The following is a 17725-nucleotide window of genomic DNA, read 5'->3' as shown; positions in this document are numbered from 1 at the left end:
GTCTTCAGGGCCCCAGGCCAGGGTGGGGGTGGGGAAGGGGTCTTCGATTTCCAGCCAGGGCAGTTGCGGGGGCATGGTGGCAGAACGCAAAAACACCATTGTCTGGCATGTAGCCCTGGTGTCAGTTGGTGCCGTTGTGGGAAAAAAATAGCCCCGCATCGAATGACGATGCAGGGCTACTGGATTGGCTCCTCGACCTGGGCTCGAACCAGGGACCTACGGATTAACAGTCCGGCGCTCTACCGACTGAGCTATCGAGGAATAATCGGTATCTATCTATGTAAAAGGCCCCGCTTCACTCATGCAGGGCCTGCAAAATCTTGGCTCCTCGACCTGGGCTCGAACCAGGGACCTACGGATTAACAGTCCGGCGCTCTACCGACTGAGCTATCGAGGAACAAGACTTAGATTATATACACAAAAATCAGCCCAAAAAACATTTGCAGTGGGTTTGTGCCATCGGACTGATTTTGCTGATGCCGTATGTGTGCTGCAGCCGGGTTTTCACGACGGCTCGGGTCGGCGCCACAACCAAGCCAAGACACAGGCCATGCTCCCGATCGCCACCGCCACGATCCATGGGCGCGACACTGTCAGCAGCAGCACCACGGCACTCAAGGACATCACGAGGGCGGCGCTCCACTTGGCACGGCGACTGACCTTGCCGCCCTGGGCCCAGTTGCGTAGCAGGGGGCCAAACAGCCGGTGGTGCCATAGCCAGCGGTACAGCCGTGGCGAGCTGCGCGCAGCTGCCCAGGCCGCCATCAGGATGAACACGGTGGTAGGCAGGCCAGGAACGACCACACCGATGGCGCCCATCATCAGGCACAGCACTGCGAAGACCTGCAGCAACGAGCGCACAGGCCAGGGCAGGGGCCTTGGCGAAGGTTCGGGGGGCTCGGGAATGGAATCGTCAGGGGGCGTCGTGGCCATGGGGGTATTGTGATGGGGCTGGGAGAGGGAGTGCTGCGCGATGGTTGCCCGCGCGCTATGCTGTGTGAGCCCCCTAAACAAGCCCGTATCTTCGCGCTGGCCTCTGCTGAAATTCCTGCTCATCCAATGACAATCCACACCATCCTGAAGATGGGCGACCCGCGCCTGCTGCGCGTGGCCGAGCCCGTGACCGAGTTTGACACCGATGTCCTGCATCTTCTTGTGCGAGACATGTTTGACACCATGCGATCTGTTAACGGCGCAGGCTTGGCGGCGCCCCAGATCGGGGTGAACCTGCAGTTGGTGATCTTTGGCTCCAACGACCGCAATCCGCGCTACCCGGACCGGCCCCTGGTACTTCCGACCGTGTTGCTGAACCCGGTCATCTCCCCTTTGGGCGCCGAAGAAGAAGAGGACTGGGAGGGATGTCTTTCTGTGCCCGGTCTACGCGGCAAAGTGCCGCGCTGGTCACGCATCCACTACACCGGCTTTGACCCCTATGGCGATCCCATCGACCGCGTGGTGGAGGGTTTTCACGCTCGTGTGGTGCAGCACGAGTGCGATCACCTCATTGGCAAGCTGTACCCGATGCGTGTACGGGACTTTACGCAGTTCGGTTTCACCGAGGTGTTGTTTCCCGATATTGGCGCCGCAGAAGACGACTGACGGAGCCCAGGTGAGCAGCCCGCCAATGGGTGGTGTGGCGCCGAGCCCGCCTCAGGAGGACAGTTCGCGCAGCAACTCGGTCTCGATCTGGATCTGGCGTGCGTTGTTCTGCAGCTCGGGGCCCTGGATGAGGAAGGTGTCTTCCACCCGCTCGCCCAGGGTGCTGACCTTGGCCAGCTGCACGCTCAGGTGGTGCTGCGCCAAGATGCGTGCCACCAGATAAAGCAGGCCCGCACGGTCGCTCGCAGAGATAGCCAGCAGCCAGCGCTGCGCCTTTTCATCGGGTCGCAGGGTCACACGGGGCGCCACCGGGAAGCTCTTGACCCGGCGCGAGACGCGCTTGCGCGCAGGCTCAGGCAGGGGGCCGCCTTCTTCGATCACGCGCATCAGGTCACTCTCGACCATGTGGGTCAGCTCACGGTAGTGCCCGGGCTGTTCAGATGCTGAGGAGGCCACAACCTGGAAGGTATCGAGCGCATAGCCGTTGTTGGCGGTGTGCACCCGTGCATCCAGGATGCTGAATCCCACTCGGTCGAAGTAGCCGCAGATGCGTGCAAACAGGTCTGCTTGGTCGGCGGCGTAGACCATCACCTGCAAGCCATCGCCCGCCAGCGACTGGCGGGCTCGAACCACCGGTTTGGCTGTGCCTACATGGCGCGACAGGTGGCGTGTGTGCCAGGCAATATCGGCTGCGTCGTGGCGCATGAAATAGCTCACATCCAGCGTGGCCCACAGCGCCTTGTGTGCTTCGAACGGGAGGGCGTTGAGCGCCAGCAGCACAAGGGCCTCGCGTTTGCGGGCTTCTATCTCGGCAGCTGCATCGGGCGCACGGCCGCCCAGGGTGCGCAGCGTGGCTCGGTACAGGTCTTCCAGCAGCTTGCCCTTCCAGGCGTTCCAGACCTTGGGGCTGGTGCCGCGGATGTCGGCCACCGTGAGCAGGTACATGGCCGTGAGGTTGCGCTCGTTGCCCACGCGGCGCGCAAAAGCGCCGATCACATCGGGGTCGCTCAGGTCCTGCTTTTGCGCCACAGTGCTCATGGTCAGGTGCTCGCGCACCAGGAATTCGATGAGCCGGGCGTCTTCGCGGGCCACGCCATGCTGGCGGCAAAAGCGCCGCACTTCTTCCGCGCCTATCTGCGAGTGGTCGCCCCCCCGGCCCTTGCCGATGTCATGGAACAGCGCGGCCACGTACAGGATCCAGGGCTTGTCCCACCCGCCAGCCAGCTGCGAGCAGAAGGGGTACTCGTGCGCATGCTCGGCCATGAAGAACCGGCGCACGTTGCGCAGCACCATCAGGATGTGCTGGTCCACCGTATAGACGTGGAACAGGTCATGCTGCATCTGCCCCACGATGCGGCGAAATGGCCACAGGTAGCGCCCCAGCACCGAGGTCTGGTTCATCAGCCTCATGGCGTGGGTGATGCCCGAAGGTTGCTGCAGGATGCGCATGAAGGCATCGCGGTTGACCGGATCGCGCCGGAAGGCACTGTCCATCACGCCGCGCGCGTTGTACAGCGCACGCAGGGTGCGTGCCGACAGGTCTTTGAGCCCCACCGTGGTCTGGTAGAGCAGGAATGTCTCCAGGATCGCGTGCGGGTCGCGGGTGTACAGGTCGTCGCTGGCCACCTCGATCAGGCCTGCCTTTTCGAAGAAGCGCTCGTTGATGGGGCGTGGCGCGTGGGTTGAAGGGCTCAGACGCTCCTCGATGTTGAGCAGCAGGATCTGGCTGAGCTGCGACACCGCCTTGGCCGCCCAGTAGTAGCGGCGCATCAGGCTTTCGCTGGCACGCATGGGCAGGCGTGAGCCATCGGGCGCCTGCGAGCGGTAGCCGAACGACTCGGCCACGGCTGTCTGCAGGTCGAACACCAGGCGGTCCTCGTGCCGCCCTGCTGCAGCATGCAGGCGAGCGCGGATCAGGCACAGCAGCGCCTCGTTGCGCTCGATCTGCCGCACTTCAAAAGCGGTGGCCATGCCGCTGGCGGCGAGCTCTTTCCAGTTGCTGCCCAGGCCCGCAGCCTGCGCCACCCACAGGATCATCTGCAGGTCGCGCAGCCCGCCAGGTGATTCCTTGCAATTGGGTTCGAGCGAATAGGGCGTGTTCTCGTACTTGGTGTGGCGCTGGCGCATCTCCAGCGTTTTGGCAACCAGGAAGGCCTCCGGGTTCATTTGCGCGCGGTACTGGCGCTGGAACTCTGCAAACAGCGCGGCATTTCCGCACACCAGGCGGGATTCGAGCAGCGAGGTTTGCACCGTGACATCGCCTGCGCTCTCGGCCAGGCATTCCGCCACGGTGCGCACGCTGGAGCCGATCTCCAGTCCCGTGTCCCAGCAACTGCCGATGAACCCCTCGAGTTGCGCGCGCAACGCACTGCCAGCCTCGGGCGCGACGCCATCGGGCAAAAGCAGCAGGACGTCGACATCGGAGTAGGGGAACAATTGGTCACGGCCGAATCCACCCACCGCCACCAGGGCCATGTCGTCGGGCAGCTGTGCGCGTTGCCACAGCGTGTGCAGCAGGTTGCCAGCCAGCGATGACAGCTTGCGCAACGCCGCGCGGATACCGCGTGTCGAGGCGCCCGTGGCCTTCATGGCCGCGAGCAGGGCGGCCTTGTCGCTGCGATAGGCATCGCGCAGGGCATGGAGTTCAGTCATGGTCGGTGGGTACTTTTGGAGGCCATGAAAAAGCCATGCAAGAGTTGTGCAAGCGGCTGCTGTGGGGATGGGGCCGGTGGCGCCGTCCGCAGCCTGGGCCATGTCAGGTCCTGGTGGCGGTCACAAAGGGTGGCATTGGGGGCGAGCCGGCCGACAGGGTCATGACCTCGTACCCCGTCTCAGTGACCAATACCGTGTGCTCCCACTGGGCCGACAGGCTGTGGTCCTTGGTCACGATGGTCCAGCCATCGTTGCCGAACTCCTTCACCTCGCGGCGGCCCGCATTGATCATGGGCTCAATGGTGAACACCATGCCGGGTTCGAGCTTTTCGAGCGTGCCAGGGCGTCCGTAGTGCAGTACCTGGGGTTCTTCATGGAACTTCTGGCCAATCCCGTGCCCGCAGAACTCGCGCACGATGGAAAAACCGTGGCCTTCGGCAAACTTCTGAATTGCGTGGCCGATGTCACCCAGGTGGGCGCCGGGCTTGACCTGCACAATGCCGTGCCACATGGCTTCAAATGTGAGAGCCGTGAGGCGCTTGGCGGCAATCGAGCACTCGCCAATAAGGTACATGCGGCTGTTGTCGCCGTACCAGCCGTCCTTGGTGATCACGGTCACGTCCACGTTGACGATGTCGCCCTTCTTGAGTGGCTTGTCGTTGGGGATGCCGTGGCACACCACATGGTTGACTGAGGTGCACAGCGACGCCGGGTAGGGCGGGTAACCGGGCGGTTGGTAGCCCACGGTGGCCGAGATGGTGCCCTGCTGGGCCATGCATTCGGCGCCCAGGCGGTCGATTTCCTTGGTGGTGATGCCGGGTTTGATGTGGGGGGCGATGTAGTCCAGCACTTCGGAGGCCAGGCGGCAGGCCAGGCGCATGCCCTCGATATCCTCAGCGCTTTTGATGGTGATGCTCATACCCGGATTATCCCATTGGCCCCCGCGCCACGCAGGCGGCGCGGCCATGCCCGGTAAAATGGCGGGCTCCGGGCTTGGCTGCACGCTGGCGCCCGGAGCAACCCTCTACCCCTGACACCCCCCAACAGGCCGCTACCGTGACCTTGCACATGACCACGCTGGCGGGCGGCAACGCCCTCAGCTCCTTCCGCGCCCAGCAACTTCAACCCGCCCTGGAGGCGATCCACCCCAAGATCAGCGGCATTGCAGCGCGTTTCGTGCACCTGGTTGCCACCGACGCGGCCCCTACACCCGCTGACCAAGAACGACTGGCCGCTCTGCTCTCCTATGGCGACCCGTATGCTGGCCCTGAAGATGGTGCCGTGCTCATCGTCACGCCCCGCCTGGGCACGCTGTCGCCCTGGGCGTCCAAGGCCACCGACATTGCACGCAACTGCGGCATTGCCATCCGCCGCGTGGAGCGCATCACCGAGTACCGCATCAGCCTCAAGGCGGGCCTGCTGGGCAAGGCGCCTGAGCTGACCGCCGAGCAACTGGCCCAGGTGGCCGCCTTGCTGCATGACCGGATGACCGAATCCGTGGTGGCCGACCGAAGCGCCGCAGCAGCCCTGTTCACGGAACTGCAGCCTGCGCCCATGGAGCATGTGGATGTGCTGGCTGGTGGCCGCGCTGCGTTGGAGGCCGCCAATACCCGCTTCGGCCTGGCGCTGGCCGACGATGAAATCGACTATCTCGTCAACGCGTTCAATGGCCTCAAGCGCAACCCCACCGATGTGGAGCTCATGATGTTCGCCCAGGCCAACAGCGAACACTGCCGCCACAAGATCTTCAACGCCCAGTTCACCATCGACGGCGTGGCGCAGGACAAGAGCCTGTTTGGCATGATCCGCAACACGCACCAGCTGGCGCCCCAGCACACGGTGATCGCGTATTCGGACAACGCCTCGGTCATGGAAGGCCATCAGGTCGAGCGATTTGTGGCAAAAATGGCTGCCTCCGCGCATCCATCAAGCGCTAATAGCTATCAAAAGAGTAGCGTTACGCAGCATGTGCTGATGAAGGTGGAGACCCATAACCACCCCACGGCCATCTCGCCGTTCCCGGGCGCGTCCACTGGCGCAGGCGGCGAGATCCGCGACGAAGGCGCCACGGGCCGGGGCTCCAAGCCCAAGGCGGGCCTGACGGGTTTCACGGTGTCCAAGCTCTGGGGCAGCACCGTGGGCAAGCCTGAGCACATTGCCAGCCCGCTGCAGATCATGGTTGAAGGCCCCTTGGGCGGCGCGGCGTTCAACAACGAATTTGGCCGGCCCAACCTGGCAGGCTACTTCCGCGAATACGAGCAGGAAGTTGCTGGCGTGCAGCGCGGCTACCACAAGCCCATCATGATCGCGGGCGGTGTGGGCGTGATTGATGCCGAGCTGACCAAGAAGATCGAATTCCCCGCTGGCTCGCTGCTCATCCAATTGGGCGGCCCCGGCATGCGCATCGGCATGGGCGGCAGCGCGGCCAGTTCCATGGCCACCGGCACCAACGCGGCCGAACTGGACTTTGACTCGGTGCAGCGCGGCAACCCCGAGATCGAGCGCCGTGCGCAAGAGGTCATCAACCACTGTTGGGCGCAAGGCGCGGCCAACCCCATCCTGGCCATCCATGATGTGGGGGCAGGCGGCCTCTCGAACGCATTCCCTGAACTGACCAACGACGCAGGCCGTGGCGCGCGCTTCGACCTGCGCGCTGTGCAGCTCGAAGAGTCCGGCATGAGCCCGAAGGAAATCTGGAGCAACGAGTCGCAAGAGCGTTACGTGCTGGCCATTGCGCCCGAGTCGCTGGAGCAGTTCAAGGCCTTCTGCGAACGCGAGCGCTGCCCGTTTGCCGTGATCGGCACCGCCACCGAAGAGCGCCAGCTGGTGCTGCACGACCCCGCCGCCACAGCCGACGACCAGAAGCTGCCCGTGGACATGCCCATGAACGTGCTGCTGGGCAAGCCGCCCAAGATGCACCGTGATGTGAAGACGGTGGTGCGTGAATTCGCACCGATTCAGCTCACCGGTGTGCCGCTGCAAAAGGCCGTGATCGATGTGCTGGCCCACCCCACGGTGGCGTCCAAGCGCTTCCTCATCACCATCGGCGATCGCACCGTGGGTGGCCTCAGCCACCGCGACCAGATGGTCGGCCCCTGGCAGGTGCCCGTGGCCGATTGCGCCGTGACGCTGGCCGATTACAAGGGTTTTGCGGGCGAAGCCATGAGCATGGGTGAGCGCACACCGCTGGCCGCCATCAACGCGCCCGCTTCGGGCCGCATGGCGGTGGCAGAGGCCATCACCAACCTGCTGGCCGCTCCCATCGAATTGCCCCGAGTGAAGCTGTCCGCCAACTGGATGGCGGCCTGCGGCGAACCCGGCGAAGACGCTGCGCTGTACGAAACCGTCAAGGCCGTGGGCATGGAGCTGTGCCCCGCTTTAGGCGTGTCCATCCCCGTGGGCAAGGACAGCTTGTCTATGCGCACGCAGTGGAGCGAAGGCGCTGACAAGAAAAAGGTCACTTCCCCCGTCAGTCTGATCGTGAGCGCATTTGCGTCGCTGTCCGACGTGCGCGGCACCCTCACGCCCCAGCTCAACGCCACCGAGGCCGACACCACGCTGGTGCTCATCGATCTGGGCAAGGGCCAGAATCGCATGGGCGGCAGCATTCTGGGCCAGACGCTGGAGCAAAGCGGCGATGTGGTGCCCGATGTGGACGACCCCCAAGACCTGATCAACCTCGTCAACGCCGTGAACGCGCTGCGTGCCAAGGGCCAGATCCTGGCCTACCACGACCGCAGTGACGGAGGCCTGCTGGCAGCAGCCGCCGAAATGGCTTTTGCAGGCCATGTGGGCGTGGCGCTGAATGTGGACCTGCTGGTCACTGAGGGCGACGGCATCAACGACAGCCGCATGGACACGGGCGATGCCAAGAACTGGGCAGGCCAAGTGGGCGCGCGCCGCGATGAGTTGACCCTCAAGGCCCTGTTCAACGAAGAACTGGGCGTGCTGCTGCAGGTGCGCACCGCTGAGCGCAACGACGTGATGCAGACTCTGCGCGAGCACGGCCTGTCCAAGTGCAGTCACTTCGTGGGCAAGACACGCCCTGCATCCTCCGAGATCGACGCAGGCAAGGGCGAGCTGCAGGTCTGGCGCGATGCCAAGGCCGTGTTCAGCGCGCCGCTGGCCGACCTGCACCAGGTGTGGGACGCCGTGAGCTGGAAGATCTGCCAGCAGCGCGACAACCCTGCCAACGCCGATGCCGAGCACGCTGCAGCGGGCGAGCCCACCGACCCGGGCATGCACGTGCACCTCACGTTCGACGCGGCCGACAATGTGGCCGCGCCGTTCCTCAACCTTGCCAAACCCAAGGTTGCCATCCTGCGCGAGCAGGGCGTGAACTCGCACATCGAAATGGCCTACGCCTTCACCGAGGCAGGCTTCGAGGCGTTTGACGTGCACATGACCGACCTGCAGACGGGCCGCGTCAAGCTCGAAGACTTCAAGGGCGTGGTCGCCTGCGGTGGCTTCAGCTACGGCGACACGCTGGGTGCGGGCATTGGCTGGGCACGCTCCATCACCTTCAACCCTGTGCTGGCCGCGCAGTTCCAGGGCTTCTTTGGTCGCTCCGATACCTTCGGCCTGGGCGTATGCAATGGCTGCCAGATGTTTGCCGAGCTGGCCGACATCATCCCCGGCGCGCAAGACTGGCCGCGCTTCACCACCAACCAGAGCGAGCGCTTCGAAGCCCGCCTGTCGCTGGTGGAAGTGCTCGAATCCCCCAGCTTGTTCTTGCAAGGCATGGCGGGCAGCCGCCTGCCGATTGCGGTGGCGCACGGCGAGGGCTATGCCAACTTCAAGTACCGGGGCAATGCCGGCAAGGCCATCGCTGCCATGCGCTACGTGGACAACCATGGCCGCGCCACCGAGCAGTACCCCTTCAACCCCAACGGCAGCGCCGGTGGTCTGACAGCCGTGACCACGGCGGACGGCCGCTTCACAGCCATGATGCCGCACCCCGAGCGCGTGTTCCGCAATGTGCAGATGAGCTGGACCAGCGAAGACACTGCGCAACACAGCGGCTGGATGCGCATCTGGCGCAATGCGCGCAAGTGGGTCGGCTGATCCTGCCTTGGCAGCAGGCATGACGGGGAAACGGGGCTGCGGCCCCGTTTTTCATGGGCGGTGATACGAGCGGGAGTGACCCGGGCCATTGCTATAGTCGGCCCTTTTCATCCCATTCCAAGGACCTCCCATGGCCTCTGGCAGCCTGCTTGCCCTGTTGGACGATATCGCCACCATCCTCGATGACGTGGCCCTCATGACCAAGGTTGCTGCCAAGAAGAGCGCTGCCATGGCCGATGACGTGTCAGTCATGACCAAGGTGGCCGCCCAGAAGACGGCGGGTGTGCTGGGAGATGACCTAGCGCTCAATGCCCAACAAGTCACCGGCGTGCGGGCCGAGCGCGAGATCCCTGTCGTTTGGGCCGTGGCGAAGGGCTCTATGGTCAACAAGATCATTCTGGTGCCTGCCGCCTTGCTGATCAGTGCATTTGCCCCCTGGGCCGTCACGCCGCTGCTGATGGTCGGCGGTGCTTTCCTGTGCTTTGAGGGCTTTGAAAAGGTGGCGCACAAGCTGCTGCATGCCCCGCATGAAGACGCGGCCGAACGCGAAAGCCATGCCAAGGCTAATGCCAACCCGGCGGTGGACCTGGTGGCGTTTGAAAAAGACAAGGTCAAGGGCGCCGTGCGGACCGACTTCATCCTGTCGGCCGAAATCATTGCCATTACCCTGGGCACCGTAGCTACTGCTCCCTTCGCGCAGCAGGTGGCTGTGCTGTCGGGCATTGCCGTCATCATGACGGTGGGGGTCTATGGCCTGGTGGCGGGCATTGTCAAGCTCGACGACCTGGGCCTTTGGCTCAGCAAAAAGTCCAGCAGAGCGGCACGTGCGATGGGTGCGGGCATTGTGAGCGCTGCACCCTGGCTGATGAAGGGTTTGTCTGTGGCGGGCACAGCGGCGATGTTCCTGGTGGGCGGCGGCATCCTGGTGCACGGCGTGCCTGCGCTGCACCATGCCGTCGAGGCCGGAGCCGCCGCTGCAGGCCAATGGCCTGCGGGCGGGGTGTGGAAGGTGGTGGCAGAGAACCTGCTCAACGCGGTGGTGGGCATTGTGGCCGGTGGGTTGGTGCTGGCAGGGGTGACGTTGGTGCAGCGCCTTCGCGGCAAGTCCAACGCCTGAAAATGGGCATGCCTTGATGTAGGTCTAAGGGTTTGTACGGGGGGCTTGAGTTAAGGCAAGGCCGGTGGGCAAGCGCAGCGGTTCAATACATGCACGGGGGTCGTCCCCGTCCAACCGATGCGAAATCACCATGAAAAAGAACCTGCTGGCTGTAGCTGCCCTGTGTGTCCTGTCTTCCGGCGCTGCCCTGGCGCAACAGGCTGAAGGCCCCTGGATGGTCCGTGCACGTGCTGTGCACCTGGACAGCGCCAACAAGGACAGCACGCCTCTGGGCCTCACGGTCAACAACAAGGCGATTCCTGAAGTCGATATCACGTACTTCTTCAACCAGAATCTCGCAGCCGAGCTGATCCTTACCGTGCCGCAAAAGCACACACTGCGCGCAGGTGGCGCCGCCATTGGCTCGCTCAAGCACCTGCCGCCCACGCTGCTACTGCAATACCACTTTGATGCTCCCGGCTTCAAGCCCTATGTGGGCGCTGGCCTGAATTACACGCGTTTCTCCAGCGTGAACCTGCCTGCCGGTGTGAACATCGACCGCAACAGCTTTGGCCCCGCGCTGCAAGTGGGCGTGGACATTCCACTGGCCAAGAATCTGTACCTCAACTTTGACGTGAAGAAGGTCTTCATCAAGACCGATGTGACTGCAGGTGGTGCCAAGCTGGGCACCTTCAAGGTAGACCCTGTGCTGGTGGGCGTGGGTCTGGGTTGGCGCTTCTGATGTGCCGTTCGCCATCGCCGTGGTGATGGCGGGCAGCGCTCGGCAAGCGCCTTTGCAGCGGCGCTGGTCAGCTCACATTGCGGCGGTACAAAGCCAGTGAGCCTGCCAGCGCCAGCAATGCACCACCGCAGCAGCGGTCCAGCCACCGCACCGCGCGGCGGTGTAGAAGCTTGGCGGCGCGTGCGCCGACCAGCGCATAGGCCAGCATCACCACAAAGTCGAGGCTGGCAAACACCACCGCAATGGTTACGTACTGTGGCCACTGTGGTGCATTGGCGTTGATGAACTGTGGCAACAGCGCCGAGCAGAAAAGATAACCCTTGGGGTTGGTGACTGCCACCAGAAACGAACGCAGGAAGATGCTGCGCGGCGTGGCTGCCGCCCCCACAGCGCCCGTGTCGCCACCTGCGGATGCAACATCCAGTGCCCCTTGCGAGCCCAGCAGTCGCCACCCCAGCCAGGCCAGGTAGGCCGCACCCAGCCACTTCACCACCGAGAACCAGAACTCTGACGCGGCCAGCAGCGCGCCCAGCCCCAGCGCCACGGCGCCCACGAGCACGAAGTCGGACACCACGGCCCCCAGCATGCCCGGGACGGCCTGGCGCACGCCGTAGCGTGCGCCGTTGGTCAGCGCCAGCAATACCGTGGGGCCTGGCGTGGCGATGGCCACCAGCGCCACCAGCGAGAAGACCAGCAGGGTGGCGGGTGTCATGTGACCACCCCGCAGCCCGGGTCGGGCTTCAAGTGGCCGATGAGGGTGCGGGTGCAGCCGGTCCACCGATTCTTGTGGCAGCCAGTGCGGTGGCGGGGCATGGAGAGCATGGCGTGGCGTGGTGTGGTCGGGAAGGATGGCCCCAGCGTATGCCGCAGGCAGCCCCTTCACAAGACACAGATGCCGCTGTTTTGGGCAGTACACCTGCGCTTCAGAGAGCTCGCGCCCCTACGGCTGCCCGTGCACGGCCTGCGGCGGGGCCAGCACCACATCCGCGCCTCCCATGCGCGCCCACAGCCAGGGAAGGGCGGTGGCCAGGTCGGGCCGCTGCCACTGCTGGGTGGTGGGGCGCAGGCCCCCAGCCATCTCTGCCGGGGTGCCCAGGTTGAAGTGAAAGGTGTAGGTGGGATCGTTGCCCATGCGCAGGTCGGTGATGAAAACTTCGCCCTCGACCTCGCTCATCTTGAAGAAGCCGCGGCTGAACCGCGCAATCCGGTCCACCAGGGCATTGCTCTGATAGCGCACGTACAGCGCCTCCCCGCGTTCATGGGCGGTCCAACGCACGGGCCGGTCGCCGTCCAGCAGCCCGTAGTAGCCCTCGTAGTAGTGCGTGGGCGTCACGGCCACGGCGCGCCACAGCAATGTATTGAAGGGCGCGGCCGTGACCAGCAATTTGCTGGGTGCCAGCTGCGGAACCGGGGCGTGCGCAAGAAACCGCTGGGTGGCCATCTGCTGTGCGCCCACACTCCAGCCCAGGTAGGCTGTGCTCAGCACCAGTCCTGCACGCGCCCAGCGGATGCCCCGGTCCTGGCGCATCAGTAGCGCCAGCAGCACGCCCATCAATAGCGGCAGGGTGTAGAGAGGGTCGATGATGAAAACGCTGCCCACCGCATAGGGCGTGTTGGTGAAGGGCAGCAGCAACTGCGTGCCGTACACCGTCATCCAGTCAAGCAAGGGGTGGGTGACCAGCGCCAGCCACAACGCCAGCCACCAGCGGGTGAAGAGGCTGGGCTCCTGGTGCAGGCGCGACACCAGCCAGGCCAGCGGCGCCGACAGCAAGGTGAGGTAGAGCAGTGCATGACTCTCCGAGCGGTGCAGCACCATGTTGAGGATGGCGTCGCCGTGGTCGATGAGCGCGTCCAGGTCTGGCAGCGTGCCTGCAATGCCGCCCCACAGCGCGGCTTTCCACACGGCAGTGCGGCGGCCCAGGGTGGCAATGCAAACGGCGGAGCCCAGGGCGAGTTGGGTGACGGAGTCCATGCGGGGGCGGATGAGCTGATGAGGTGGTGGATTGTGGCGGGTGGCGGCACATCAGGCCTGCACCACCAGCGCAAACTCTGCACGCATGCCATCGGCCGACGGCGCAAACGCAACCGTGAGGGCCGCACGCTCTGCCGCGCCCAGGCGGCTCCAGAGGAAGTCGCTCGCGTTGCCAGGGTCGCCCGCCACATACATCTGCGTGGTCAGCAGCTCGCGATCAGGCAGGCGCACCTTGAAATGGATGTGGGGCGTGCGCCCCGTGTAGGGTGCGGGCCGGATGGTGCGGAAGCGGTAGCGCCCGTCGCGGCCCAGCACCACGCGGCCAAAGCCCTGGAATGCGGGGGCGGCCTTGTTGCCGTCGCCGGGGTGGTGGTAGTGGCCTGCCGCATCGCATTGCCAGATCTCGACCGTGCCGCCCGTCAGCGGCACGCCCTGCGTGTCGGTGACCCGGCCTTCCACCCACACGGGCTGGCCGTCCACATAGCGCATCGGGCCGTTGCGTAGCAGGTCGCCATCGCTGTCCGACGGGAACTGGACGGGGTAGTAAGGCCCCTCGGTCTGGCGTGGCGTGGGGGCCAAGGCCCCCTGCGCCAGGGCCGCAGGCACCAGGGCGGGCGCGGCCACCAGCGCTCCGCCCCACAGCCCCTGCCGCAGCAGGCGCCTGCGCGTGGGCCATGCAGCCGAGGCGGTGTGCGTGTCGATGCCCAGCGAGAGGGCGGCGTGAGGGCTGGATGGCGCAGAGCCGGGGTGGACGGGCATGGGGCACTCCTTTGAACAAGCTGGGCACAGCAACGTTGGAGCGGGACCCCGGGCGAAGTTCCCGCGAATATGGCGATGCAGTGCGGCTCCAGCAGCGTGCTGCGGCAGCGATGGCAGGCACACCATGTCATCGATGCGGCGCACAATGGCCGGTGGGCGGTAGGGTTTTTGTAGTCCACCGCCCGGGTGCGGGATGGTCTGTGGGGGAGCGCACAGGGCTCCAGGGCGATCTCGTTGGATGAACCAGCGGTGCATGCGTGCCGCGTGAGACACCTCGACATAACCCATGCCTTTGCCCAGCCCCTGCAACGACATCGCGTTTGGCCTGAACCAGCGGCCCGCGAGCATTTCACCCAAGTATTTCTACGACCAGCACGGCTCCCGCCTGTTCGAAGAAATCACCCGCCTGCCCGAGTACTACCCCACCCGCACCGAAACCGCGCTCATGCAGCAGCATGCGGCCGACATTGCCCGTGCCGTGGGTGTGGGGCGCACGCTGGTCGAGCTGGGCGCGGGCAACTGCCAGAAGGCCCGCACCCTGTGCCGGCTGGTGCAGCCAGCGTGTTTTGTGGGGGTGGACATCTCTGCCGACTTTTTGCAGGCGGCGGTGCAGGGCCTGCGCGATGACTTCCCTACCATCGATGCACGGGCCGTGGCCGGTGACATGACGCAGGGCGTGGCCTTGCCCGACGACATTCCGCGCACCGGGCGCCTGGTGTTCTACCCGGGCTCGTCCATCGGCAACTTCGACCCGCCCCATGCGATGGACCTGCTGGCCCACATGCGCGGGCTGATCGACGACGACGGCGGCCTGCTGATTGGCATTGACCTGCCCAAGGACGTGAACGTGCTCGAAGCCGCTTACGACGATGCAGCGGGCGTGACGGCTGCCTTCAACCGCAACGTGCTGCGGCACGTGAACCGGCTCATTGGCAGCAACTTCGACGTGGAGCAGTGGCGGCACCGCGCATTCTTCAACCAGGGAGAGTCGCGCATCGAGATGCACCTGGAGGCCATGGCGGACTTTGACGTGCAGTGGCCCGGCGGTGGTCGCCGGTTCGACCAGGGCGAGCGCATTCACACCGAGAACAGCTACAAGTACCCCCTGCGCGTGTTTACCGACATGCTGCAGCGCGCGGGCTTCACGCAGGCCCATGCCTGGACCGATGACCGGGGCTGGTTTGCCGTGGTGCACGCCAGGCCCTGAAGGTTTTGTATGACCACCATGGACACTGGTTCTTCGCTCACCGTGCTGCTGTCGCGTTATGCCGCTGTACGCAACCACACCATGGCCCTGGTTGCGCCCCTGACGGCCGAGGACTGCGGCGCGCAGTCCATGCCCGATGCCAGCCCTGCCAAGTGGCATCTGGCGCACACCTCCTGGTTTTTCGAGACCTTTGTGCTGGAGGCGCACGAGCCGGGTTTTGCGCCGTTCAACCCCGCATTTCGTGTGCTGTTCAATTCCTACTACAACGGCGTCGGGGCCAAGCACCCGCGCCCGCAACGGGGCCTGCTTACGCGGCCGGCGCTGGCCGAGGTGCTGGCCTATCGCGCCGATGTGGACCGGCGCGTGGCGCGGCTCATGCCCACCGTGCTGCAGAACGACGCGTTGGGTGCCCTCGTCGAGCTAGGCTTGCAGCACGAACAGCAACATCAGGAGCTGTTGCTCACCGACATCAAGCACCTGCTGTCGTGCAATCCCATCTTCCCGGCCTATTGCGATGCCACCCTTCCGGTGGGTGACGCCGCCATCACCCCCGCTGCTGCGCCCCCAGGCTGGGTGCGTGTGGAGGGAGGGCTGGTGGACATCGGCCACAAAGGCGCCGGATTTGCCTTTGACAACGAAAGCCCGCGCCACCGCTGCTATCTCGCGCCGTATGCGCTGGCCTCGCGGCTGGTCACCTGCGGCGAGTGGCTGGCGTTTGTGGATGCTGGGGGCTACCAGCAACCCGCCCATTGGCTGGCCGAGGGCTGGGACTGGCGCGTGGTGCAGGGGGTTGAACACCCGCTGTACTGGCACCGTCAGGGCGACGGCGGTCCCTGGCAGGTGTTCACGCTGGCGGGGTTGCAGCCCCTGCAGGCGGCGCAGCCCGCGCTCCACCTGTCGTACTACGAGGCTGAAGCCTATGCCCGCTGGGCGGGCGCACGCCTGCCCACCGAGGCCGAATGGGAACACGCCGCGCAGCAGGCACCCACCAATGGCCCGGATCAGCTGTTTGGCACCGCCTGGCAGTGGACCCAGTCGAGCTACGCAGCGTACCCCGGCTTTCGCGTGGCCGAAGGCGCGGTGGGCGAATACAACGGCAAGTTCATGGTCAACCAGTACGTGCTGCGCGGCAGCTCCTGCGCCACACCGGCAGGCCATGCGCGCAGCAGCTACCGCAACTTCTTTCCCGCTACGGCACGCTGGCAGTTCACGGGGCTGCGGCTGGCCAGGGACCTATAGTGCTATTTATTTGATAGCCAAAAAGGCATGGCCATCGCGCGGTAACGGCCTAAAAAGCTTCAAACTTTCGACCTTACACCTTCTCCAGTGCCTGCACCAGGTCGGCCCGCAGGTCGTCGATGTGCTCGATGCCGACCGACAGGCGCACCATGCTCTCGCTCACACCCGCCTTGGCCAGCTCTTCGGGGTTGAGCTGGCGGTGGGTGGTGGACGCCGGGTGTGTCGCCAGCGACTTCGCATCGCCGATGTTGACCAGGCGCGTGAAGAGCTGCAGTGCGTCGAGGAAACGCGCTCCCGCCGCCCGCGGGTCGGCATCGGTGCTCTTGAGGCCAAAGCTCAAAATGCCCGACGCCTTGCCGCCCGACTGGCGCTGCACCAGTGCATGGTCGGGGTGGTCTGGCAAACCGGCGTAGCGCACCCATTCCACCTTGGGGTGGCTTTGCAGGTACTGTGCCAGGGCCAGCGTGTTGTCGCAGATGCGGTCCATGCGCAGGGCCAGGGTCTCAATGCCTTGCAGGATGAGGAAGGCGCTTTGCGGCGACAGCGCAGCACCCGTGTTGCGCAGCGGCACCACACGCGCGCGGCCGATGAAGGCGGCAGGCCCCAGGGCTTCGGTGTAGACCACACCGTGGTAGCTCACATCGGGTTCGTTCAGGCGAGGGAAACGCGCCTTGTGCTCGGCCCAGGGGAACTTGCCGCTGTCCACAATCGCGCCGCCCACGCTGTTGCCGTGGCCACCCAGGTACTTGGTGAGCGAGTGCACCACGATGTCGGCACCATGCTCGATGGGGCGCAGCAGGTAGGGGCTGGGCACGGTGTTGTCCACGATCAGCGGCACGCCGTGGTCGTGCGCCACTTTGGCGATGGCCGCGATGTCGGTCACGTTGCCCAGCGGGTTGCCGATGGACTCGATGAAGATGGCCTTGGTGCGCGCATCGATGTGCTGCGCAAAGCTGGCCGGGTCGCGCGGGTCAGCAAAGCGGGTGGTGATGCCTTGCTGCGGCAGCGTGTGGGCAAACAGGTTGTAGGTGCCGCCATACAGCGTGCTGGCAGACACGATGTTGTCGCCCGCCTCGGCAATGGTCTGGATGGCGTAGGTGATGGCGGCCATGCCCGAGGCCACGGCCAGCGCAGCGATGCCGCCTTCCAGCGCCGCGACGCGCTTTTCAAGCACGTCGGTCGTCGGGTTCATGATGCGGGTGTAGATGTTGCCCGGTACCTTCAAATCGAACAGGTCGGCGCCATGTTGGGCGCTGTCAAACGCATAGGCCACCGTCTGGTAGATGGGCACGGCCACGGCCTTGGTGGTGGGGTCGGGGCTGTAGCCTGCGTGCACGGCCAGGGTCTCGATTTTCATGAAGGCAGTCTCTTTCGTTGAGGGGAAGGGAGTGGTGC

At 65.0% G+C, this 17725-nt stretch carries 13 protein-coding genes and 2 tRNA genes; 6 read left to right on the top strand and 9 right to left on the bottom strand.

The features are described from left to right. Positions 1–185: 185 nt before the first annotated feature. The 3 genes from DBR12_RS19980 to DBR12_RS19970 form a co-directional block, all read right to left on the bottom strand. Positions 186–261: transfer RNA gene (locus tag DBR12_RS19980), tRNA-Asn, on the bottom strand. Positions 262–321: 60 nt separating this feature from the next. After that, positions 322–397: transfer RNA gene (locus DBR12_RS19975), tRNA-Asn, on the bottom strand. A gap of 107 nt (positions 398–504) precedes the next feature. Next, positions 505–933: a YbaN family protein gene (locus DBR12_RS19970; RefSeq protein WP_108618824.1), complete on the bottom strand. Its 429-nt coding sequence runs from the start codon at positions 931–933 to the stop codon at positions 505–507. Positions 934–1059: 126 nt separating this feature from the next. Here DBR12_RS19970 and def point away from each other — a divergent pair, with 126 nt between their 5' ends. Then, the gene (gene def / locus DBR12_RS19965) at positions 1060–1599 is read left to right on the top strand and encodes a peptide deformylase (RefSeq protein WP_108618823.1); all 540 of its coding nucleotides are present in this window, start codon (positions 1060–1062) and stop codon (positions 1597–1599) included. 51 nt (positions 1600–1650) lie between these two features. Here def and DBR12_RS19960 read toward each other — a convergent pair whose 3' ends face one another. After that, positions 1651–4251, bottom strand: coding sequence for a [protein-PII] uridylyltransferase (locus DBR12_RS19960; RefSeq protein ID WP_108618822.1), 2601 nt, complete (start codon positions 4249–4251; stop codon positions 1651–1653). Between the two features lie 103 nt (positions 4252–4354). Next, positions 4355–5170, bottom strand: a complete 816-nt coding sequence (gene map, locus DBR12_RS19955) for a type I methionyl aminopeptidase (protein ID WP_108618821.1) — start codon at positions 5168–5170, stop codon at positions 4355–4357. A 137-nt stretch (positions 5171–5307) separates the two neighbouring features. Between map and purL the strand changes: the two genes are divergently transcribed. From purL to DBR12_RS19940, 3 genes are all read left to right on the top strand, one after another. Next, positions 5308–9315, top strand: a complete 4008-nt coding sequence (gene purL / locus DBR12_RS19950; RefSeq protein WP_108618831.1) for a phosphoribosylformylglycinamidine synthase — start codon at positions 5308–5310, stop codon at positions 9313–9315. Between the two features lie 130 nt (positions 9316–9445). Beyond that, a complete protein-coding gene (locus DBR12_RS19945; RefSeq protein ID WP_108618820.1) occupies positions 9446–10432 on the top strand; it encodes a DUF808 domain-containing protein in 987 nt (328 codons plus the stop codon). A 130-nt stretch (positions 10433–10562) separates the two neighbouring features. Continuing rightward, positions 10563–11153, top strand: a complete 591-nt coding sequence (locus tag DBR12_RS19940; protein ID WP_108618819.1) for an OmpW family protein — start codon at positions 10563–10565, stop codon at positions 11151–11153. A 67-nt stretch (positions 11154–11220) separates the two neighbouring features. Here DBR12_RS19940 and DBR12_RS19935 read toward each other — a convergent pair whose 3' ends face one another. The 3 genes from DBR12_RS19935 to DBR12_RS19925 form a co-directional block, all read right to left on the bottom strand. After that, positions 11221–11865 carry a LysE family translocator gene (locus DBR12_RS19935; RefSeq protein ID WP_108618818.1) on the bottom strand — a complete coding sequence of 215 codons (645 nt, stop codon included), beginning with the start codon at positions 11863–11865 and terminating at the stop codon, positions 11221–11223. Between the two features lie 228 nt (positions 11866–12093). Continuing rightward, entirely contained in the window at positions 12094–13125 is a 1032-nt protein-coding gene (locus DBR12_RS19930) for a metal-dependent hydrolase (RefSeq protein WP_108618817.1), read from the bottom strand. Between the two features lie 51 nt (positions 13126–13176). Beyond that, positions 13177–13884, bottom strand: a complete 708-nt coding sequence (locus DBR12_RS19925) for a protocatechuate 3,4-dioxygenase (protein WP_199226735.1) — start codon at positions 13882–13884, stop codon at positions 13177–13179. Between the two features lie 286 nt (positions 13885–14170). On the opposite strand from DBR12_RS19925, the gene egtD reads away from it, so the two are divergent. Continuing rightward, positions 14171–15091 carry an L-histidine N(alpha)-methyltransferase gene (gene egtD, locus DBR12_RS19920; RefSeq protein ID WP_108618816.1) on the top strand — a complete coding sequence of 307 codons (921 nt, stop codon included), beginning with the start codon at positions 14171–14173 and terminating at the stop codon, positions 15089–15091. A 9-nt stretch (positions 15092–15100) separates the two neighbouring features. Then, positions 15101–16330: an ergothioneine biosynthesis protein EgtB gene (gene egtB / locus DBR12_RS19915; protein WP_108618815.1), complete on the top strand. Its 1230-nt coding sequence runs from the start codon at positions 15101–15103 to the stop codon at positions 16328–16330. A gap of 73 nt (positions 16331–16403) precedes the next feature. Here the strand turns inward: egtB and DBR12_RS19910 are convergent, their stop codons facing one another. Continuing rightward, a complete protein-coding gene (locus DBR12_RS19910; protein WP_108618814.1) occupies positions 16404–17687 on the bottom strand; it encodes an O-acetylhomoserine aminocarboxypropyltransferase/cysteine synthase family protein in 1284 nt (427 codons plus the stop codon). Between the last annotated feature and the right edge of the window lie 38 nt (positions 17688–17725).

Source organism: Acidovorax sp. HMWF029, from assembly GCF_003060895.1.
GTDB lineage: Bacteria > Pseudomonadota > Gammaproteobacteria > Burkholderiales > Burkholderiaceae_C > Acidovorax.
The sequence above is the reverse complement of the archived record's forward strand: the minus strand, read 5'-3'. Positions and strand labels throughout refer to the sequence as shown.